This is a genomic window from Deinococcus sp. YIM 134068 (assembly GCF_036543075.1).
GTDB lineage: Bacteria > Deinococcota > Deinococci > Deinococcales > Deinococcaceae > Deinococcus > Deinococcus lichenicola.
Genome location: NZ_JAZHPF010000002.1, coordinates 390514 through 405470, shown reverse-complemented (window position 1 = coordinate 405470; position 14957 = coordinate 390514). Strand labels below are relative to the sequence as shown.

9 protein-coding genes are annotated in these 14957 nt (G+C 70.0%); 6 read left to right on the top strand and 3 right to left on the bottom strand.

Features of this window, described 5'->3' with window-relative positions; translation table 11 throughout:
- Window positions 1-100: 100 nt before the first annotated feature.
- The 4 genes from V3W47_RS04235 to V3W47_RS04220 all read left to right on the top strand — a co-directional run bounded on the left by V3W47_RS04235 (window position 101) and on the right by V3W47_RS04220 (window position 10349).
- Window positions 101-4855 carry a glutamate synthase-related protein gene (locus V3W47_RS04235; protein ID WP_331823930.1) on the top strand — a complete coding sequence of 1585 codons (4755 nt, stop codon included), beginning with the start codon at window positions 101-103 and terminating at the stop codon, window positions 4853-4855.
- A gap of 234 nt (window positions 4856-5089) precedes the next feature.
- A complete protein-coding gene (locus V3W47_RS04230) occupies window positions 5090-6559 on the top strand; it encodes a glutamate synthase subunit beta (protein ID WP_331823929.1) in 1470 nt (489 codons plus the stop codon).
- A gap of 313 nt (window positions 6560-6872) precedes the next feature.
- Complete coding sequence (locus tag V3W47_RS04225; protein WP_331823928.1) at window positions 6873-9923, top strand: ATP-binding protein; 3051 nt, start codon at window positions 6873-6875, stop codon at window positions 9921-9923.
- A gap of 213 nt (window positions 9924-10136) precedes the next feature.
- The gene (locus V3W47_RS04220; protein WP_331823927.1) at window positions 10137-10349 is read left to right on the top strand and encodes a KGG domain-containing protein; all 213 of its coding nucleotides are present in this window, start codon (window positions 10137-10139) and stop codon (window positions 10347-10349) included.
- Window positions 10350-10574: 225 nt separating this feature from the next.
- Here V3W47_RS04220 and V3W47_RS04215 read toward each other — a convergent pair whose 3' ends face one another.
- The 3 genes from V3W47_RS04215 to V3W47_RS04205 all read right to left on the bottom strand — a co-directional run bounded on the left by V3W47_RS04215 (window position 10575) and on the right by V3W47_RS04205 (window position 12785).
- The gene (locus V3W47_RS04215; protein ID WP_331823926.1) at window positions 10575-10766 is read right to left on the bottom strand and encodes a type II toxin-antitoxin system antitoxin; all 192 of its coding nucleotides are present in this window, start codon (window positions 10764-10766) and stop codon (window positions 10575-10577) included.
- A gap of 6 nt (window positions 10767-10772) precedes the next feature.
- Window positions 10773-11687 (bottom strand): SPFH domain-containing protein, encoded by a 915-nt coding sequence (locus V3W47_RS04210; RefSeq protein WP_331823925.1) that lies wholly within the window; start codon window positions 11685-11687, stop codon window positions 10773-10775.
- 153 nt (window positions 11688-11840) lie between these two features.
- Window positions 11841-12785: a Rieske (2Fe-2S) protein gene (locus tag V3W47_RS04205; RefSeq protein ID WP_331823924.1), complete on the bottom strand. Its 945-nt coding sequence runs from the start codon at window positions 12783-12785 to the stop codon at window positions 11841-11843.
- A 241-nt stretch (window positions 12786-13026) separates the two neighbouring features.
- On the opposite strand from V3W47_RS04205, the gene V3W47_RS04200 reads away from it, so the two are divergent.
- Together V3W47_RS04200 and V3W47_RS04195 are read left to right on the top strand one after the other, a co-directional pair.
- Window positions 13027-13443, top strand: a complete 417-nt coding sequence (locus V3W47_RS04200) for an SHOCT domain-containing protein (protein WP_331823923.1) — start codon at window positions 13027-13029, stop codon at window positions 13441-13443.
- A 164-nt stretch (window positions 13444-13607) separates the two neighbouring features.
- Complete coding sequence (locus tag V3W47_RS04195) at window positions 13608-14879, top strand: cytochrome P450 (RefSeq protein ID WP_331823922.1); 1272 nt, start codon at window positions 13608-13610, stop codon at window positions 14877-14879.
- Window positions 14880-14957: the final 78 nt, after the last annotated feature.

Below are 14957 nucleotides of genomic sequence, written 5' to 3'. Positions count from 1 at the left end.
TGTACACCACAGATGGACAACTGGAGTGCGTATTTATGCGGTCTTCGTATTCTTGAGTTCAAGGACGCAGGCCGAGCGAAGGCCGAGAGGAGTGCCCCCGATGGACCACAACGAACTGCACCCACCCTCCCCCCAGGAAATCAAGGCCCTCGAACAGCACGGTCTGTACCGCGCGGACGGCGAGCACGACGCCTGCGGGGTCGGCTTCATCGCGCACATGCGGGGGCACAAGGCCCACCACATCGTGACCCAGGGCCTCAGGATTCTGGAGAACCTCGACCACCGGGGAGCCGTCGGGGCCGACGAGCTGATGGGCGACGGGGCGGGCATCCTGATTCAGATTCCCGACGAGTTCTACCGGGCGGAGATGGGCAAGCAGGGCGTGACGCTGCCCCGGCCCGGCGAGTACGGGGTCGGGATGGTCTTCCTGCCGAAGGAACACGCCTCGCGCCTCGCGTGCGAGCAGGAGCTGGAGCGGGCGATCCGCGCCGAGGGGCAGGTCCTCCTGGGCTGGCGCGACGTGCCCGTGGACCGCGAGATGCCGATGTCCCCGGCGGTGCGGTCGCGTGAGCCGATCATCCGGCAGGTCTTCATCGGGCACGGGCCGGACATCCTGGTGCCCGACGCGCTGGAGCGCAAGCTGTACGTCATCCGCAAGCGGGCGTCCCTGGCCATCCTGCGGCTCAAGCTCACGCACGGGCGCGAGTACTACGTGCCCTCCATGTCGTGCCGCACGGTGATCTACAAGGGCCTGCTGCTCGCCGGGCAGGTCGGGCAGTATTACCTCGACCTTCAGGACCCCTCGGTGGTGTCGGCGATGGCGCTCGTCCACCAGCGCTTCTCGACGAACACGTTCCCGGAGTGGTACCTCGCGCACCCCTACCGCATGGTGGCGCACAACGGCGAGATCAACACGGTGAAGGGCAATTTCAACTGGATGCGGGCGCGCGAGGGCGTGATGAAGTCCCCGGTGCTCGACGGCGACCTCCAGAAGCTCTACCCCATCAGCCTGCGGGGGCAGTCGGATACGGCCACCTTCGACAACGCGCTCGAACTGCTGACGATGGCGGGCTACCCGCTCGCGCACGCGATGATGATGCTGATTCCCGAGGCGTGGGAGCAGCACCCGGCGATGGACGAGCGCCGCCGCGCCTTTTACGAGTACCACGCGGCGATGATGGAACCCTGGGACGGCCCCGCCGCGATGGTCTTCACCGACGGGCGGCAGATCGGCGCGACGCTCGACCGCAATGGCCTGCGCCCGGCGCGCTACATCGTCACCAAAGACGACCTCGTGATCCTCGCCTCCGAGGCGGGCGTGCTGCCGATCCCGGAGAACCGCATCGTGAAGAAGTGGCGGCTCCAGCCGGGGCGGATGTTCCTGCTCGACCTCGACGAGGGGCGCATTCTGGAGGACGAGGAACTCAAGGCGCGTTACGCCTCCGCCAAGCCCTACCGCCAGTGGATCGAGAACGTGCGCGTGCGGCTCGGCGACGTGACGGCGGGCGTGGAACCCCCGGCCCCGCGCGAGTCGCTGCTCGACCGCCAGCAGGGGTTCGGGTACACGCAGGAGGACCTGAAATTCCTGCTCAACCCGCTCGCGGCGGCGGGCGAGGAGGGCATCGGCTCGATGGGCAACGACTCGCCCCTCGCCGTCCTCTCGAATCGCAACAAGCCGCTGTACAACTACTTCCGGCAACTGTTCGCGCAGGTGACGAACCCGCCCATCGACCCCATCCGGGAATCCATCGTCATGTCGCTGGTGTCGTTCATCGGGCCGAGGCCCAACCTGCTCGACATCAACGCGGTCAATCCGCCGATGCGGCTGGAAATCGCCCAGCCCGTCCTCGACTTCGAGGACATGGCGCGGCTGCGCGGGATCGACCGGCAGACGGGCGGCAAATTCAAGCCCTACGAACTCGACATCTGTTACCCGGCCCTGTGGGGCAACGAGGGCGTGGAGGCCAAGATCGCCTCCCTGCGCGCCGAGGCGGTGGACGCGCTGGGGAGCGGGCACAACATCCTGATCCTGACCGACCGGAGGATGGACCGCGACCACGTGGCGATTCCCGCCGCGCTCGCGCTCTCGGCGGTCCACCAGCACCTCGTCCGGGAGGGGCTGCGGACGACGACGGGCCTCGTCGTGGAGACGGGTTCGGCGCGGGAGGTCCACCACTTCGCGGTCCTCGCCGGGTACGGGGCGGAGGCCATCCACCCCTACCTCGCGCTGGAGACCTTATCTGCGCTGCACCGCGACCTGCCGGGCGACGTGACGCCCCAGAAGGCGGTCGCCAACTACGTCAAGGGCGTGGGCAAGGGCCTCTCGAAGATCATGTCGAAGATGGGCATCAGCACGTACATGTCGTACTGCGGGGCGCAAATCTTCGAGGCGGTGGGATTGAGTGAGGACCTCGTGACGAAGTACTTCCGGGGCACCTCCACGCAGGTCGGCGGCATCGGCGTCTTCGAGGTGGCGGAGGAGGCGTTGCGCGTCCACCGGGCGGCCTTCAGCGAGGACCCGTTGCTGGCAAATCGCCTCGACGTGGGCGGCGAGTACGCGTGGCGCGCGAGGGGCGAGGAGCATATGTGGACGCCCGACGCCATCGCCAAGCTTCAGCACGCGACGCGCTCGGGGAAGTTCGAGACGTACCGGGAATACGCAGGCATCATCAACGACCAGTCGCGGCGGCACATGACCCTGCGCGGCCTGTTCGCCCTGAAGACGGACCCGGAGGGGGCGATTCCGCTCGAAGAGGTGGAACCCGCCACCGAGATCGTCAAACGCTTCGCCACGGGCGCGATGAGCCTCGGCTCGATCTCCACCGAGGCGCACACGACCCTCGCCGTCGCCATGAACCGCATCGGCGGCAAGTCCAACACGGGTGAGGGCGGCGAGGACCCGGCACGCTACCGGGGCGAGATGCGCGGCGAGACCATTTCGGCGGGTCTGCGGTTGGCCGACATTCTCGGTGAGGGCCGCATCGAAGGCTCAGCCGACTACGAGCTTCAGGACGGCGACTCGCTGCGGTCGAAGATCAAGCAGGTCGCGTCGGGCCGCTTCGGGGTGACGACGGAGTATCTGGTGTCCGCCGATCAAATCCAGATCAAGATGGCGCAGGGGGCCAAGCCGGGCGAGGGCGGGCAGCTCCCCGGCGGCAAGGTGAGCGAGTACATCGGGATGCTGCGGCACTCCGTCCCCGGCGTGGGCCTGATCTCCCCTCCCCCACACCACGACATCTACTCCATCGAGGACCTCGCGCAGCTCATCCACGACCTCAAGAACGCGAACCCGCGCGCCGACATCTCGGTGAAGCTCGTCTCCGAGGTCGGTGTGGGCACCGTCGCGGCGGGCGTGGCGAAGGCGAAGGCCGACCACGTGGTCATCGCCGGACACGACGGCGGGACGGGCGCATCCCCGTGGTCCTCCATCAAGCACGCGGGGTCGCCGTGGGAACTGGGCCTTGCGGAGACGCAGCAGACACTGGTGCTGAACAGGTTGCGGGGCCGCATCCGTGTGCAGGCCGACGGGCAGATGAAGACGGGGCGCGACGTGGTGATCGGGGCGCTCCTCGGCGCGGACGAGTTCGGCTTTGCCACCGCGCCGCTCGTGGCCGAGGGCTGCATCATGATGCGGAAGTGCCACCTCAACACCTGTCCGGTGGGCGTGGCGACGCAGGACCCGGTACTGCGGCAGAAGTTCACGGGCAAGCCCGAACACGTCATCAACTACTTCTTCTTCGTGGCGGAGGAGGTGCGCGAGCTGATGGCCAGCTTGGGCATCCGCAAGTTTGACGACCTGATCGGGCGGGCCGACCTGCTCGACACCCGCGCGGGCGTGGAGCACTGGAAGGCGCAGGGGCTGGACTTCTCCCGCCTGTTCCACGTGCCCGCCACCGCCGAGGAGGTCGCCCGCCGCCACGTGGACACGCAGGATCACGGGCTGGAGCGGGCGCTCGACGTGCGGCTGATCGAGCGGTGCCGCCCCGCGCTCGAACGTGGCGAGAAGGTGCAATTGCTGGAGGAGGCGCGCAACGTCAATCGTACGGTCGGCGCGATGCTCTCCGGCGAGGTCATCCGCCACCACCCGGACGGGCTGCCCGACGACACGATCTTCATGCAGATGGAGGGGCACGGCGGGCAGAGCTTCGGGGCGTTCCTGGCTCCCGGCGTGACGCTCTACCTGATAGGGGACGCAAACGACTACACGGGCAAGGGACTGTCGGGCGGTCGGGTGGCGGTGCGCCCCTCCATCGATTTCCGGGGCGACGCGACGAAGAACATCATCGTGGGGAACACGGTGCTGTACGGGGCGACCTCGGGCGAGGCATTCTTCCGGGGCGTGGCGGGCGAGCGGTTCGCGGTGCGGCTCTCGGGGGCGACGGCGGTCGTGGAGGGCACGGGCGACCACGGCTGCGAGTACATGACGGGCGGCACGGTGGTCGTGCTGGGCCGCACCGGGCGCAACTTCGCGGCGGGCATGTCGGGCGGCATCGCCTACGTGTACGACGAGGACGGCACCTTCGCCTCGCGCTGCAACACGGCGATGGTCAACCTCGACCGGGTGATCCCTGCCACGGAGCAGGAGGCCACCGTGGAGCGCCGCTTCTGGCACCGGGGGCAGACCGACGAGGCGCAACTTCGGAAGCTGCTGGAGGACCACCACACCTGGACGGGTTCCCTGCGCGCCCACGAGTTGCTCGACAACTGGGAGGCCGCGCTGCCTAAGTTCGTGAAGGTCTTCCCGCGCGAGTACGAGCGGGCGCTGGGCGAGCTGAATACGGGCGCGGGCCACGGCCCGGCAGTGCCCGGCGAGCGGCAGGGACCGGGGGCAGGGGCAGGCGTCCTGACGAAGTAGTGGGAAATCGCCAGCGTCCAGTCACCAGAAGAACAAAAGGGCTGCGAGGCGTGTTCTCGTGAGAAGCGCCACCCCCAGCCAGACGAGCAACATCGTCTTTTTGCCCCTCCCCCCTTGTGGGGGAGGTTGGGAGGGGGGACCGGGCACACCATCCCAGCGCACCCAAGTCAACAACACCGCCCTTTGTAAACAAGCTCCGAGACAGAACATCAAGACAGTGTGGGAGGAGTGAGGATGGGCAAAGTCACCGGCTTTCTGGAGTATCAGCGCGTCAAAGAGGCGTACGAGCCTATCGACGAGCGCCTGAAGAACTACAAGGAGTTCGTCCACGAGCTGAACGTGGAGCAGTCGCGGGTGCAGGCCGCGCGCTGCATGGACTGCGGCGTTCCCTTCTGCAACAACGGGTGCCCGGTCAACAACCTGATTCCCGACTGGAACGATCTCGTCTACGACAACGACTGGCGGGCGGCCATCGACGCGCTCCACGCGACGAACAACTTCCCGGAGTTCACGGGCCGTATCTGCCCGGCCCCGTGCGAGGCGGCCTGCACGCTCAACCTCACGTCGGACGAGCCGGTGGGCATCAAGTCCATCGAGCGGTCCATCATCGACCATGCGTGGGGGCAGGGGTGGGTCGTGCCCCAGCCACCTCCTTTCAAGACGGGCAAGCGGGTGGCGGTCGTCGGGTCGGGTCCAGCGGGCCTCGCGGCGGCGCAACAACTGGCCCGCGCCGGGCATGATGTGACCGTGTTCGAGAAGAACGACCGGGTGGGCGGCCTGCTACGGTACGGCATCCCCGACTTCAAGCTCGACAAGGGCCTGATCGACCGCCGCGCCGAGCAGATGGAGGCCGAGGGCGTGACCTTCCGCACCGGGGTCCTCGTCGGGGCGTTCCCTGAGGGGTCCACGGTCACGAACCTCGCGCGGGAGACGGTGACACCGGAGGGGCTGCGCGAGGAGTTCGACGCCGTGCTCCTCGCGGGCGGGGCCGAGCAACCGCGTGACCTGCCCGTGCCGGGGCGGGAGTTGCAGGGCGTCCACTTCGCGATGGAGTTCCTGCCGCAGCAGAACCGGGTGAACGCGGGCGACCGGCTGGACGGCCAGATTCACGCCGGGGGCAAGCATGTCGTCGTGATCGGCGGCGGCGACACGGGGTCGGACTGCATGGGCACGTCGCACCGCCACGGGGCCGCGCACGTCACCCAGTTCGAGCTGCTCCCCATGCCGCCCGAGCACGAGAACAAGCCGCTGGTCTGGCCGTACTGGCCGCAGAAGCTCCGCACGTCCTCCAGCCACGAGGAGGGCGGCGAGCGCGAGTTCGCCATCGCCACGAAGGAATTTCTGGGCGAGAACGGGCGCGTCACGGCCCTCAAGACGGTGCGGCTGGAGTGGGAGGGCGGCAGGATGCAGGAGGTCGAGGGCAGCGAGGAGATCATGCCCGCCGACCTCGTGCTGCTGGCGATGGGCTTCGTCAGCCCGGTGGGCAGCGTCCTCGACGTGTTCGGCATCCAGAAGGACCAGCGGGGGAACGCGCACGCCACCACCGACGAGGCGGGCGGCTACGTCACGAGCGTCCCCGGCGTCTTCGCGGCGGGCGACATGCGCCGGGGCCAGTCGCTCGTCGTCTGGGCCATCCGCGAGGGACGGCAGGCGGCCCGCGCCGTGGACGAGTTCCTGATGGGGTCGAGCGACCTGCCGCGCTGAGGGAGGCAGGGAGAGGCGCGCCACCCCAGAGCCGGGTGGCGCTCCCTCTGCCGTTCATCCCGCACGCCACGCAAAAGCCCCCGGCCCGTGCCCGAACGCGGGGGCGGCCCTCCGACTTCACCCGGTCGGTGGTATCGGGACGACCCTATCGTCGGCGGGAAACGTGGCGCACAGGCCCCGGTTCGGCGAAGGGACGTGAGGCTGACTCCTGGGTGGCGTGCGGTTCGGATGAAGTCGGGTGAAGGGGGGGTCGGTGGGGGCACCTGCGGCCCGCACCCGCCGACCGCCGCGCCACGCCGCTAGAATCCCGGCTATGGATTCCGGTCAGGGGCACGTGGTGGACGAGCAGGCTCCCGCCGTCACCCCCCACCCCTACGACGCGCTGCCCCTCCCCGTGTGGCTCACGGACGCGGAGGGCAGGCTGACCTTCGTGAATCGCGTCTGGCGGGACTATGCCGGACCGGACGCAGCGGGGGTGCCGGGCCTGACCTTTTCCGACCTCCTGCACCCCGAGGAGCGGGCGGAGGCGCTGGCCCGCTGGCAGGCGGCGCGTTTGGGAGGGGACGAGTTCGCGGGCGAGTACCGGCTGCGTGACCGGGCGGGCGTGGACCGACCCTTCCGGCTGCACGCCCGGCCCGCCGGGGAGGACCCCCTCGGCCCGTGGGTCTTCACGGTGGACGCGGAGATGGGCACGGACGCCACGCTCGAACGGGAGGTGGAGGCGCGCCGGAACGCCGAACTCATCGCGGCGGTGGCGGACGCGCTGCAACGGGCGGCGACGCCCGAGGAGGTGTCGCGGCTGGCGCTCGACCTGATCGGCCCGGCCCTGGGGGCGCGGAGCATGCTGGTCGTGCGGCTCGACGGCCCCCCCACCGACGACGCGGGCATCCGGCTGCCGACGATCTGGGGCGACACGCCCGAAGCCATCACCGCCTACATGACCCGGCCCGGTCTGCGGCTCGGCGAGACTCCGCTGCTCTGCCGCGCGGCGCGGGAGGGGCGCGGCCTGTACCTGGACGACTACCGGGCGGAGCCGGGGAGCCTCCCCTCGTTCCCGGCGCTGGCGGGCGGCTTCGAGCCGATTCGCACGCCCGACGGAACGCTGGAGGGCTTTCTGGTGGTGTGGCGGCCCGCCGGTCCCGCTGCCTGGAGCGAGGCGGGACGGCGGCTGCTGCGGCGGGCGGCGGACACCCTGGGGCTGGCGCTGGAGCGGGCGGCGGCGGCGCAACGGCTGGCGGAGGAGTCGGCGGCGCTCGACGCCTTCGTGGCCTTTGCCGAGGCGGTGGGCAGCGAGACGGGCGTGCTGGCGCTCGCGCGGCAGGCGGGCGCGGTGCTGCGCGCCAACCTGGGCGACGTGAGCGTGGCGTACTACGAGCTGGAGGGCGAGTTGTGGCGGGCGCGGGCGTGGTCGGGGGACATCTCCCCGGAGGTGGCGGCCAGCATCTCGGCGGGCGTGGGGCGGGACGCGCCGAGCTTCCGGCAGGCGGTGGAGGAGCGCGGGCCGCTCTTCGTGCCCGGCTGGGACCCCGCGCGCGAGGAGGTGGCCCACACCGAGGCCTACGGGGCGGTCGCCCTGTACCCGTACTTCGTGGGCGGGGAGCCGCGCGGCCTGCTCGCCACCGGGACGCGGGACGCCCGCGCGTGGTCCGAGCGGGAGCGGGCGGTCCTTCAGGCGGTGGGGCGCAGCCTGGGCCTGTCGCTGGAGCGGGCGGAGGCGGCCTCCCGGCTCGCCCTCCAGAACCGGGAACTGGAGGCGCGCACGGCGGCCCTGGAGGGCTTCGCCGAGCTGACGCGCGACGTGGGCCTGCGCGCCGACCCGTACGCACTCGTCCGCCGGGCGCAGGAGGTCGTCCTCTCCATGCTGCCGCCCGGCTACGCCCTGTACTACGAGCTGGAGGGGACGCTGTGGCGCAACCGGGTACAGGTGGGGAGCGTGGGCCACGCCGACCTCCAGGCCACCATCGACGCGGGGCTGGACTTCGGGACAACCCGCTCCCTGCATGTGCCGTGGCACACCCGCGAGCCGCTGTATCAGGACGAGTACGCCAAGGGGACCGACACGACCCCGGATATGGTGGACCACATCAACACGGTCGCCTCGCTGCCCGTTCTCGTCCACGGGGAGCCGGTGGGCGTGTTCGTCGCGTGCGTGTTCGAACCCCGGCGCTGGGCGGGGACCGAGCGGGCGGTCATGGAGGCCGTGGTGGGCAGCCTGGGCATCGCGCTGGAGGGGGCGCGGGGGGTGGCCGACCTCGCGCGGCGCACCCGTGAGGTCGCCGAGTGGCGCGAGCGGTACGAGGTGGCGGTGCAGGGGTCCGGGCACCTGCTGTACGACTGGAACGCCGAGGCGGGCGAGATCGTCTACGGCGGCCCGGTGGAGGCCATCACGGGCTACCCGCCGGAGGAGCTGACGGGCGGGCCGAGCGACTGGACCGGACGCCTGATCCACCCGGAGGACCGCGCCCCCTTCCGTGAGGCGGTGGTCCGCGCGCTGCTTGGGCACGGTCCCCTCCAGGCGAACTTCCGGATCGTCCGCCGGGGCGGTGACGTGCGCGAGGTCGAGGCCGACGGGCATCTCTTCCGGGGGGCGGGGGGCGAGGTCGTGCGGGTCGTGGGTCTGGTCAAGGACGTGACCGAGCGCCGGGAGGCCGAGGAGCGGCTTCGGCGCAGCAACGAGGAACTCAGGCGCAGCAACGCCGAGCTGGAGCAGTTCGCCTACGTCGCCTCCCACGACCTGCAAGCGCCCCTGCGCGCGGTGACGAGCTTCGCCGAACTCACCCTGCGCCGCTACGAGGAGCGGCTCGACGAGCGCGGGCAGGTCTACCTCCGGCAGATCGTCGAGAACGGCCAGCACATGAAGCGGCTGGTGGACGACCTGCTGGGCTTCTCGCGCCTGAATACCCGCCCCCGCCAGAACGACGAGACCGACGCGGAGGCCGTCTTCGACGCCGTGGCCCGCCGCCTCACGGAGGAGGTGGGGGCGCTGGGCGGCCAGCTTCGCCGGGGGCCACTGCCGCGCGTCCTCGCCGACGCGGGGCGGCTCGACCAACTGCTGCAAAACCTGATCTCCAACGCCCTCAAGTACCGCCGCGAGGAGGTGCCGCCGCAGGTCCACGTCACGGCCCAGCGCGAGGGCGAGTTCTGGCGTTTCGCGGTCTCGGACAACGGCCTCGGGATCGAGACGCAGTATTTCGAGCGCATCTTCGTCATCTTCCAGCGCCTGCATGGCCGGGAGGAGTTCGAGGGGACGGGCATCGGCCTCGCCGTGTGCAAGAAGATCGTCGAGGGACACGGCGGGCGGCTGTGGCTAGAGAGCACGCCGGGCGAGGGGTCCACCTTCTTCTTCACGCTCCCGGCGGCCTGACTGGCGTTGGCGGTCCGGTCCCCGCACCTCCCCCTTGAATGAGAACCCAGTGGAGTCGTCTTCACTCCCCTCTCGCAAGACACCCAGGTTCGTCCAAGCGCGACTTTAGCTGCCTCTGCGGGCTACTGCCGAGCCGCCGTCCAGAATTGGGGCGTTGGTCAGCGACGTTGACCCGCCCCGTCGTCAAGGCGGCGGACCTGAGAGGAGAAGCAGATGACGAGACTAGAGAAGAACAGCGGCCCCGCCCGACGTGGCTTCGCGGCGATGGACGCGACGCGGCAGCGTGAAATCGCCAGCCTCGGCGGACGTGCGGCGCACCAGAGCGGCAACGCCCACCGATTCACCTCGGAGGAGGCGCGCGAGGCGGGCCGCAAGGGCGGTCAGGTCTCACGCGGCGGACGTGCGGCGCGGCGGACCGGGGAGTAGCGCGAGTTTCCGAACCACACGAGAAGAGGGCGGCCCCATTCCGGCGGGCCGCCCTTCGACTTTGGAAGATTTTCCGTCTCCCCTTCTCATCGCGGTCCTCCGTTCCGTTGATGGGAGGAGGGCACCCCCATCAACTCCACTCCGACCGCTCACTGCCACGGTTGCTCGCTCCGCTCGGGCCTGACAAATTGAGGGGAAGCACCTCAACTTGTCAGGCCACCGCTATCAGGTCTCCTCACGCACGGGTGGGGCGTCCGTAGGGTTGGTCTCCACCTTAAGCCGCCCCGCCTGCCGCACGCTCTGGGTGAGGAGGTATTCGATCTGGGCGTTGACGCTGCGGAGTTCGTCGGCGGCCCAACGCTCCAGCGCGGCGTAGAGTTCGGGGCTGATTCTCAGGGGATAGTTCTTGCGGGGCACGGCGGCTCAATACAGGCTCCCAGCGTTGACGACGGGCTGGGTGCCGCGCTCGCTGGTGAGGACGACGAGGAGATTGCTGACCATCTGGGCCTTGCGCTCCTCGTCCAGCCGCACGATGTTTTGCTCGGAAAGCTGCTTGAGGGCCATCTCGACCATGCCCACTGCCCCCTGCACGATCTGCTGCCGGGCGGCGATGATCGCGCTCGCCTGCTGGCGCTGGAGCATCGCCCCGGCGATCTCCGGCGCGTAGGCGAGGTGCGAGAGCCGCGCTTCGAGCACCTCCACCCCAGCGTGGCGCAGCCGGGTCGCCAGTTCCAGCCCCAGCGCGTCGGCCACCTCGTCGGGGTTGCCGCGCAGCGAGAAGGCCATGCCCTCGTAGTCGTCGTAGGGGTACTGCGCGGCGAGGTGGCGCAGCGCCGTCTCCGATTGGATCGCCACGAACTCGCTGTAGTCCTCCACGTCGAAGACCGCCCGCGCCGTGTCCACCACCCGCCACACGATGACGGCGGCAATCTCGATGGGATTGCCCATCTGGTCGTTCACCTTGAGCCGCTCGGAGTTGAAGTTGCGGATGCGGAGCGACACCCGCCTGCGGGCCGTGAAGGGATTGGTCCAGTAAAAGCCGTTGCGCCGTTCCGTGCCCACGTAGCGCCCGAAGAGGGTGAGGACGCTCGCCTGATTGGGCTGCACGATGAAAAAGCCGAACAGCGCGACGACGACCAATAGCCCCAGCAGGGCGGCAAGGAGAGCCTGACCCGCCGCCAGCAGCCACAGCGCCAGCATCGCCGCCACTATCCAGAGCACCACGGCGGGCACTCCCGGCAGCCCGAAGGCCCGCCGTTCCACGCTCGCCACCCCAGCCTGCGGCGACACGCCCCCCTGCGGACCGACGGTGACGGGCGGCTGTTGCAGTTTGTCCATGTCTTCCTCCTATCAAAATGATATCACATTGAGAGCAAAAAGAGTTGGGAGCTAGGAGGCCGAAGGCGAAAGGCGGAAGGCCAACCACGAGTGCCCCTACCTTCCGCCTTCGACCTTCTGCTTTCTAGGGGGGCCATCATCCCCAGCTCGGCCTCAGTCCGGCGAGCGCCCCGGCCTCACCTCAATCTGCCCGCCCTGCACGCGGGTCAGGAAGCACGGCTGCGCGTGGGCCGATGGGCTTTCCAGCACGTACCCGTCCGAGAGGCGGAAGAGGCTGCCGTGCCACGGACAGCGGATGGCGTCGCCCTCGATCCTTCCCTCGCTCAGCGGTCCGCCGAGGTGGGAACACGTCTCCGCGAGGGCGTGGATATGTTCGCCCTGCCGCACGAGGAGGACGGGCACCTCGCCCGCCTTGACGCGGGTGGGCACGTTCTCGGGAAGATCGGCGTCGGCCAGCACGGGCACGAACTCGTCCGGGGGCCGCTGCCCCGCCGTGTGCGAGACGCCCAGGCCCTCCTTGTAGACGAGGGTGCCGCCCAGGTGCGCGCTCATGCCGGAGATGGTGTAGGCGAGAAAGCCCAGCCCGCGCGCCGTCGCCCTCGCCCGCCCTCCGCGCAGGAGGTACGACCCCGCGTACAGCAGGAAGGCCGACTCGTTGAGGCTGCCGTGGACGAAGCCCACCCGCCGCTTGATGGGGGAGTCGCCGCTGCGCGCCCAGTCGGTCCAGCCCGTGGCGATGGCGGCCATCCCTCCCACCAGCCCAATTGCCACCGCTAGGTCCGCCCCGGCCCGCACGTCCTTGCGACCCCGCAGCTCCATCAGATCGAGCACAGCGGCCACCGACCACGCCCCGATGGGGATGGTCACGAGGATGGGATGCAGGGGCGTGCCGATGTATTTGCCGTGGAGGAAGTCTTCCACCCGCTGCCCGACCTTCCCGCCGCGCTCGTACAGGCCGACGATGGCCCGTTGCAGCGGCTCGGCGGCGGCGTCCAGCCACGCCTGCGAGGCGATGATCTTCTCGGCGGGGTCCACGGTGCGGTCGTAGCGGGGCGGGTCGTCGTGGGGGGCGGGGTCCGGCGCTCGCGTCACAGTCATGCGGCTTCCTCCTGGTGTGGCGTGTGAGGGGTGCGTCGTCTTCAAGGTACGGGCGGGCGGAGGCAGGGCGGGTAGGCCCGGCTTCACTGTTGGTTGGGGAGGGGGCCTCTCCAGCCTGGCGGACCCACCTCCCGTTCACACCCGCTTCAAAAACGCTCCACCTGCGCTTCACCCGCTCCAAACTACCTTCTGGGCACGCGGGGGGACGCTCCCTCCGCCCGAGCGACAAGGAGAGAAGCACATGGATGTCATCATCAACAACGCCACGCCCGCCCAGGTTCAGGTGGCCCCCGCCCTCCCGCAGTTCGTGCCCCAGCAGGCCGTCCCTTACGGCCCCTCCGGGTACGGGTTCAGGCCGGACAACGACAACGACGGCCCCGGCTTCGGCCTGTTCCTGCTGCTCGGAGTGGGCGCGGTGCTGCTCTTCCGGCGTCGGCGTCGGTGGGGACCGCGCCACGCGTCGGCGGGTGGGGCGGCGGGAGAGACGAAGGAGTTCTGGCAGCGTGGCCGGGCACGCTTCTTCAGCGACCGCGCGCTCGACATCGCCCGTGAGCGGTACGCGCGGGGTGAGATCAACGCCGACGACTACGCGGCGCTGCGGCGCACCCTCGGGGGCGAGGACATGGGAGGAACGGAGAAGCCGAACGCGGGGACGTGAGGGCGGGCACCGGCTCCCGGCGGACGGGGCGGACTTTCTTGAGACAGGGGAGCGGGCGGGTCCGAATTCTGTAAAAGTGTCGTGGGTGGGCGCGTGGCCTCCAGAGGGTCAGGCGCTCTCACTCTCTTCCCCACTCCTGCTCATCCCAGGCCCCGGAGGTCGCCGTGCATCCCACGCCCCACATCAGCCCCCTTCAGGTCGCGTCGGGAATGCTCACACGCGGCTACCCCTTCATCTCCGAGACGTGTGCCCGGCTGGAGACGGACGTGTTCACCGTTCACGCCGGGCCGCTCGACCTCATCTTTCTGCGCGGTGCCGAGACCGCGAGACTGTTCTACGACCAGGACCGCTTCCGGCGCGGGGGTGCCCTGCCGCTGCGAGTCAGGAAGCCGATCTTCGGTGCGGAGACCGTACACATCCACGACGGGGAGACCCACCGCTGGCGCAAGAGCCTCTTTCTCTTCCTGCTGGAGGAGGGGCCGGTCGAGGCGCTGGTGCGCGAGTTCACGCGGGCCTGGCACGCGCGGGCCGTCCGCTGGGAGACGCAAGGGGAGGTCCACTTTCTCCGGGAGATCGAGGACGTGCTGTGCCGCGCCGTGTGCGACTGGGCGGGCGTGCCGCTCCCCAACGCGGAGCTTCGCCTGCGCGCCTCGGACTTCGTGGCGATGTTCGACGCCCCGGTGGCCGTCGGTCCCCGGTACTGGCGGGGCCTCCTGGGGCGTCGGCGCGGGGAGGCGTGGCTCGGGGACCTTATCGAGCGGGTGCGCGCGGGAACCCTGGACCCCCCAGAGGGGTCGGCGCTGCGCCGCGTCGCGCTGTTCCGGGGGCCGGACGGTGCCCTGCTCGACCCGTCCACCGCCGTCAGCGAACTCATCAACATCCTGCGTCCCACCGTCGCCGTGTCGCGGTATCTCACCTTCGCGGCGCTCGCGCTCCACGACCACCCGGAGGAGCGGGCGCGGGTCGCCGGGGGGGACCCGGCCTATGCCGAGGCGTTCACGCACGAGGTCCGGCGCGTCTATCCCTTCATCCCGACGCTGGCCGCGCGGGTGCGCGAGGGGTTCGAGTGGCGGGGGCACGCCTTTCCGAAGAACGCGCTGGCGATCCTCGACCTGTACGGCACGAACCACGACGGGCGGGTATGGGCGGACCCCGACGAGTTCCGGCCCGAGCGGTTCCTGGCCTGGGACGGGGATGCCTTCACCTTCATCCCCCAGGGCGGAAGCGAGTACGTCCGGCACCACCGCTGTCCGGGCGAGCGGATCACGGTCGCGCTGATGAACGCGGGGACCCGCCTGCTCGCCCGCGAATTGGCGTATGAGGTGCCCCGGCAGGACCTGACGGTGCGCCTGAACCGCATTCCCGCGCTGCCGGAGTCGGGGTTCGTGCTGCGGAAGGTCCGGCGGGTGCCCGAGACAGGGGCAGCTCCCGTTTAGAGACGTGTAGAGAACCCCTCGGAGCGCGGCCCCGGTCTCCGTCCTGCTCGCTCAACTCCACCCGCTCTCATCGGACAG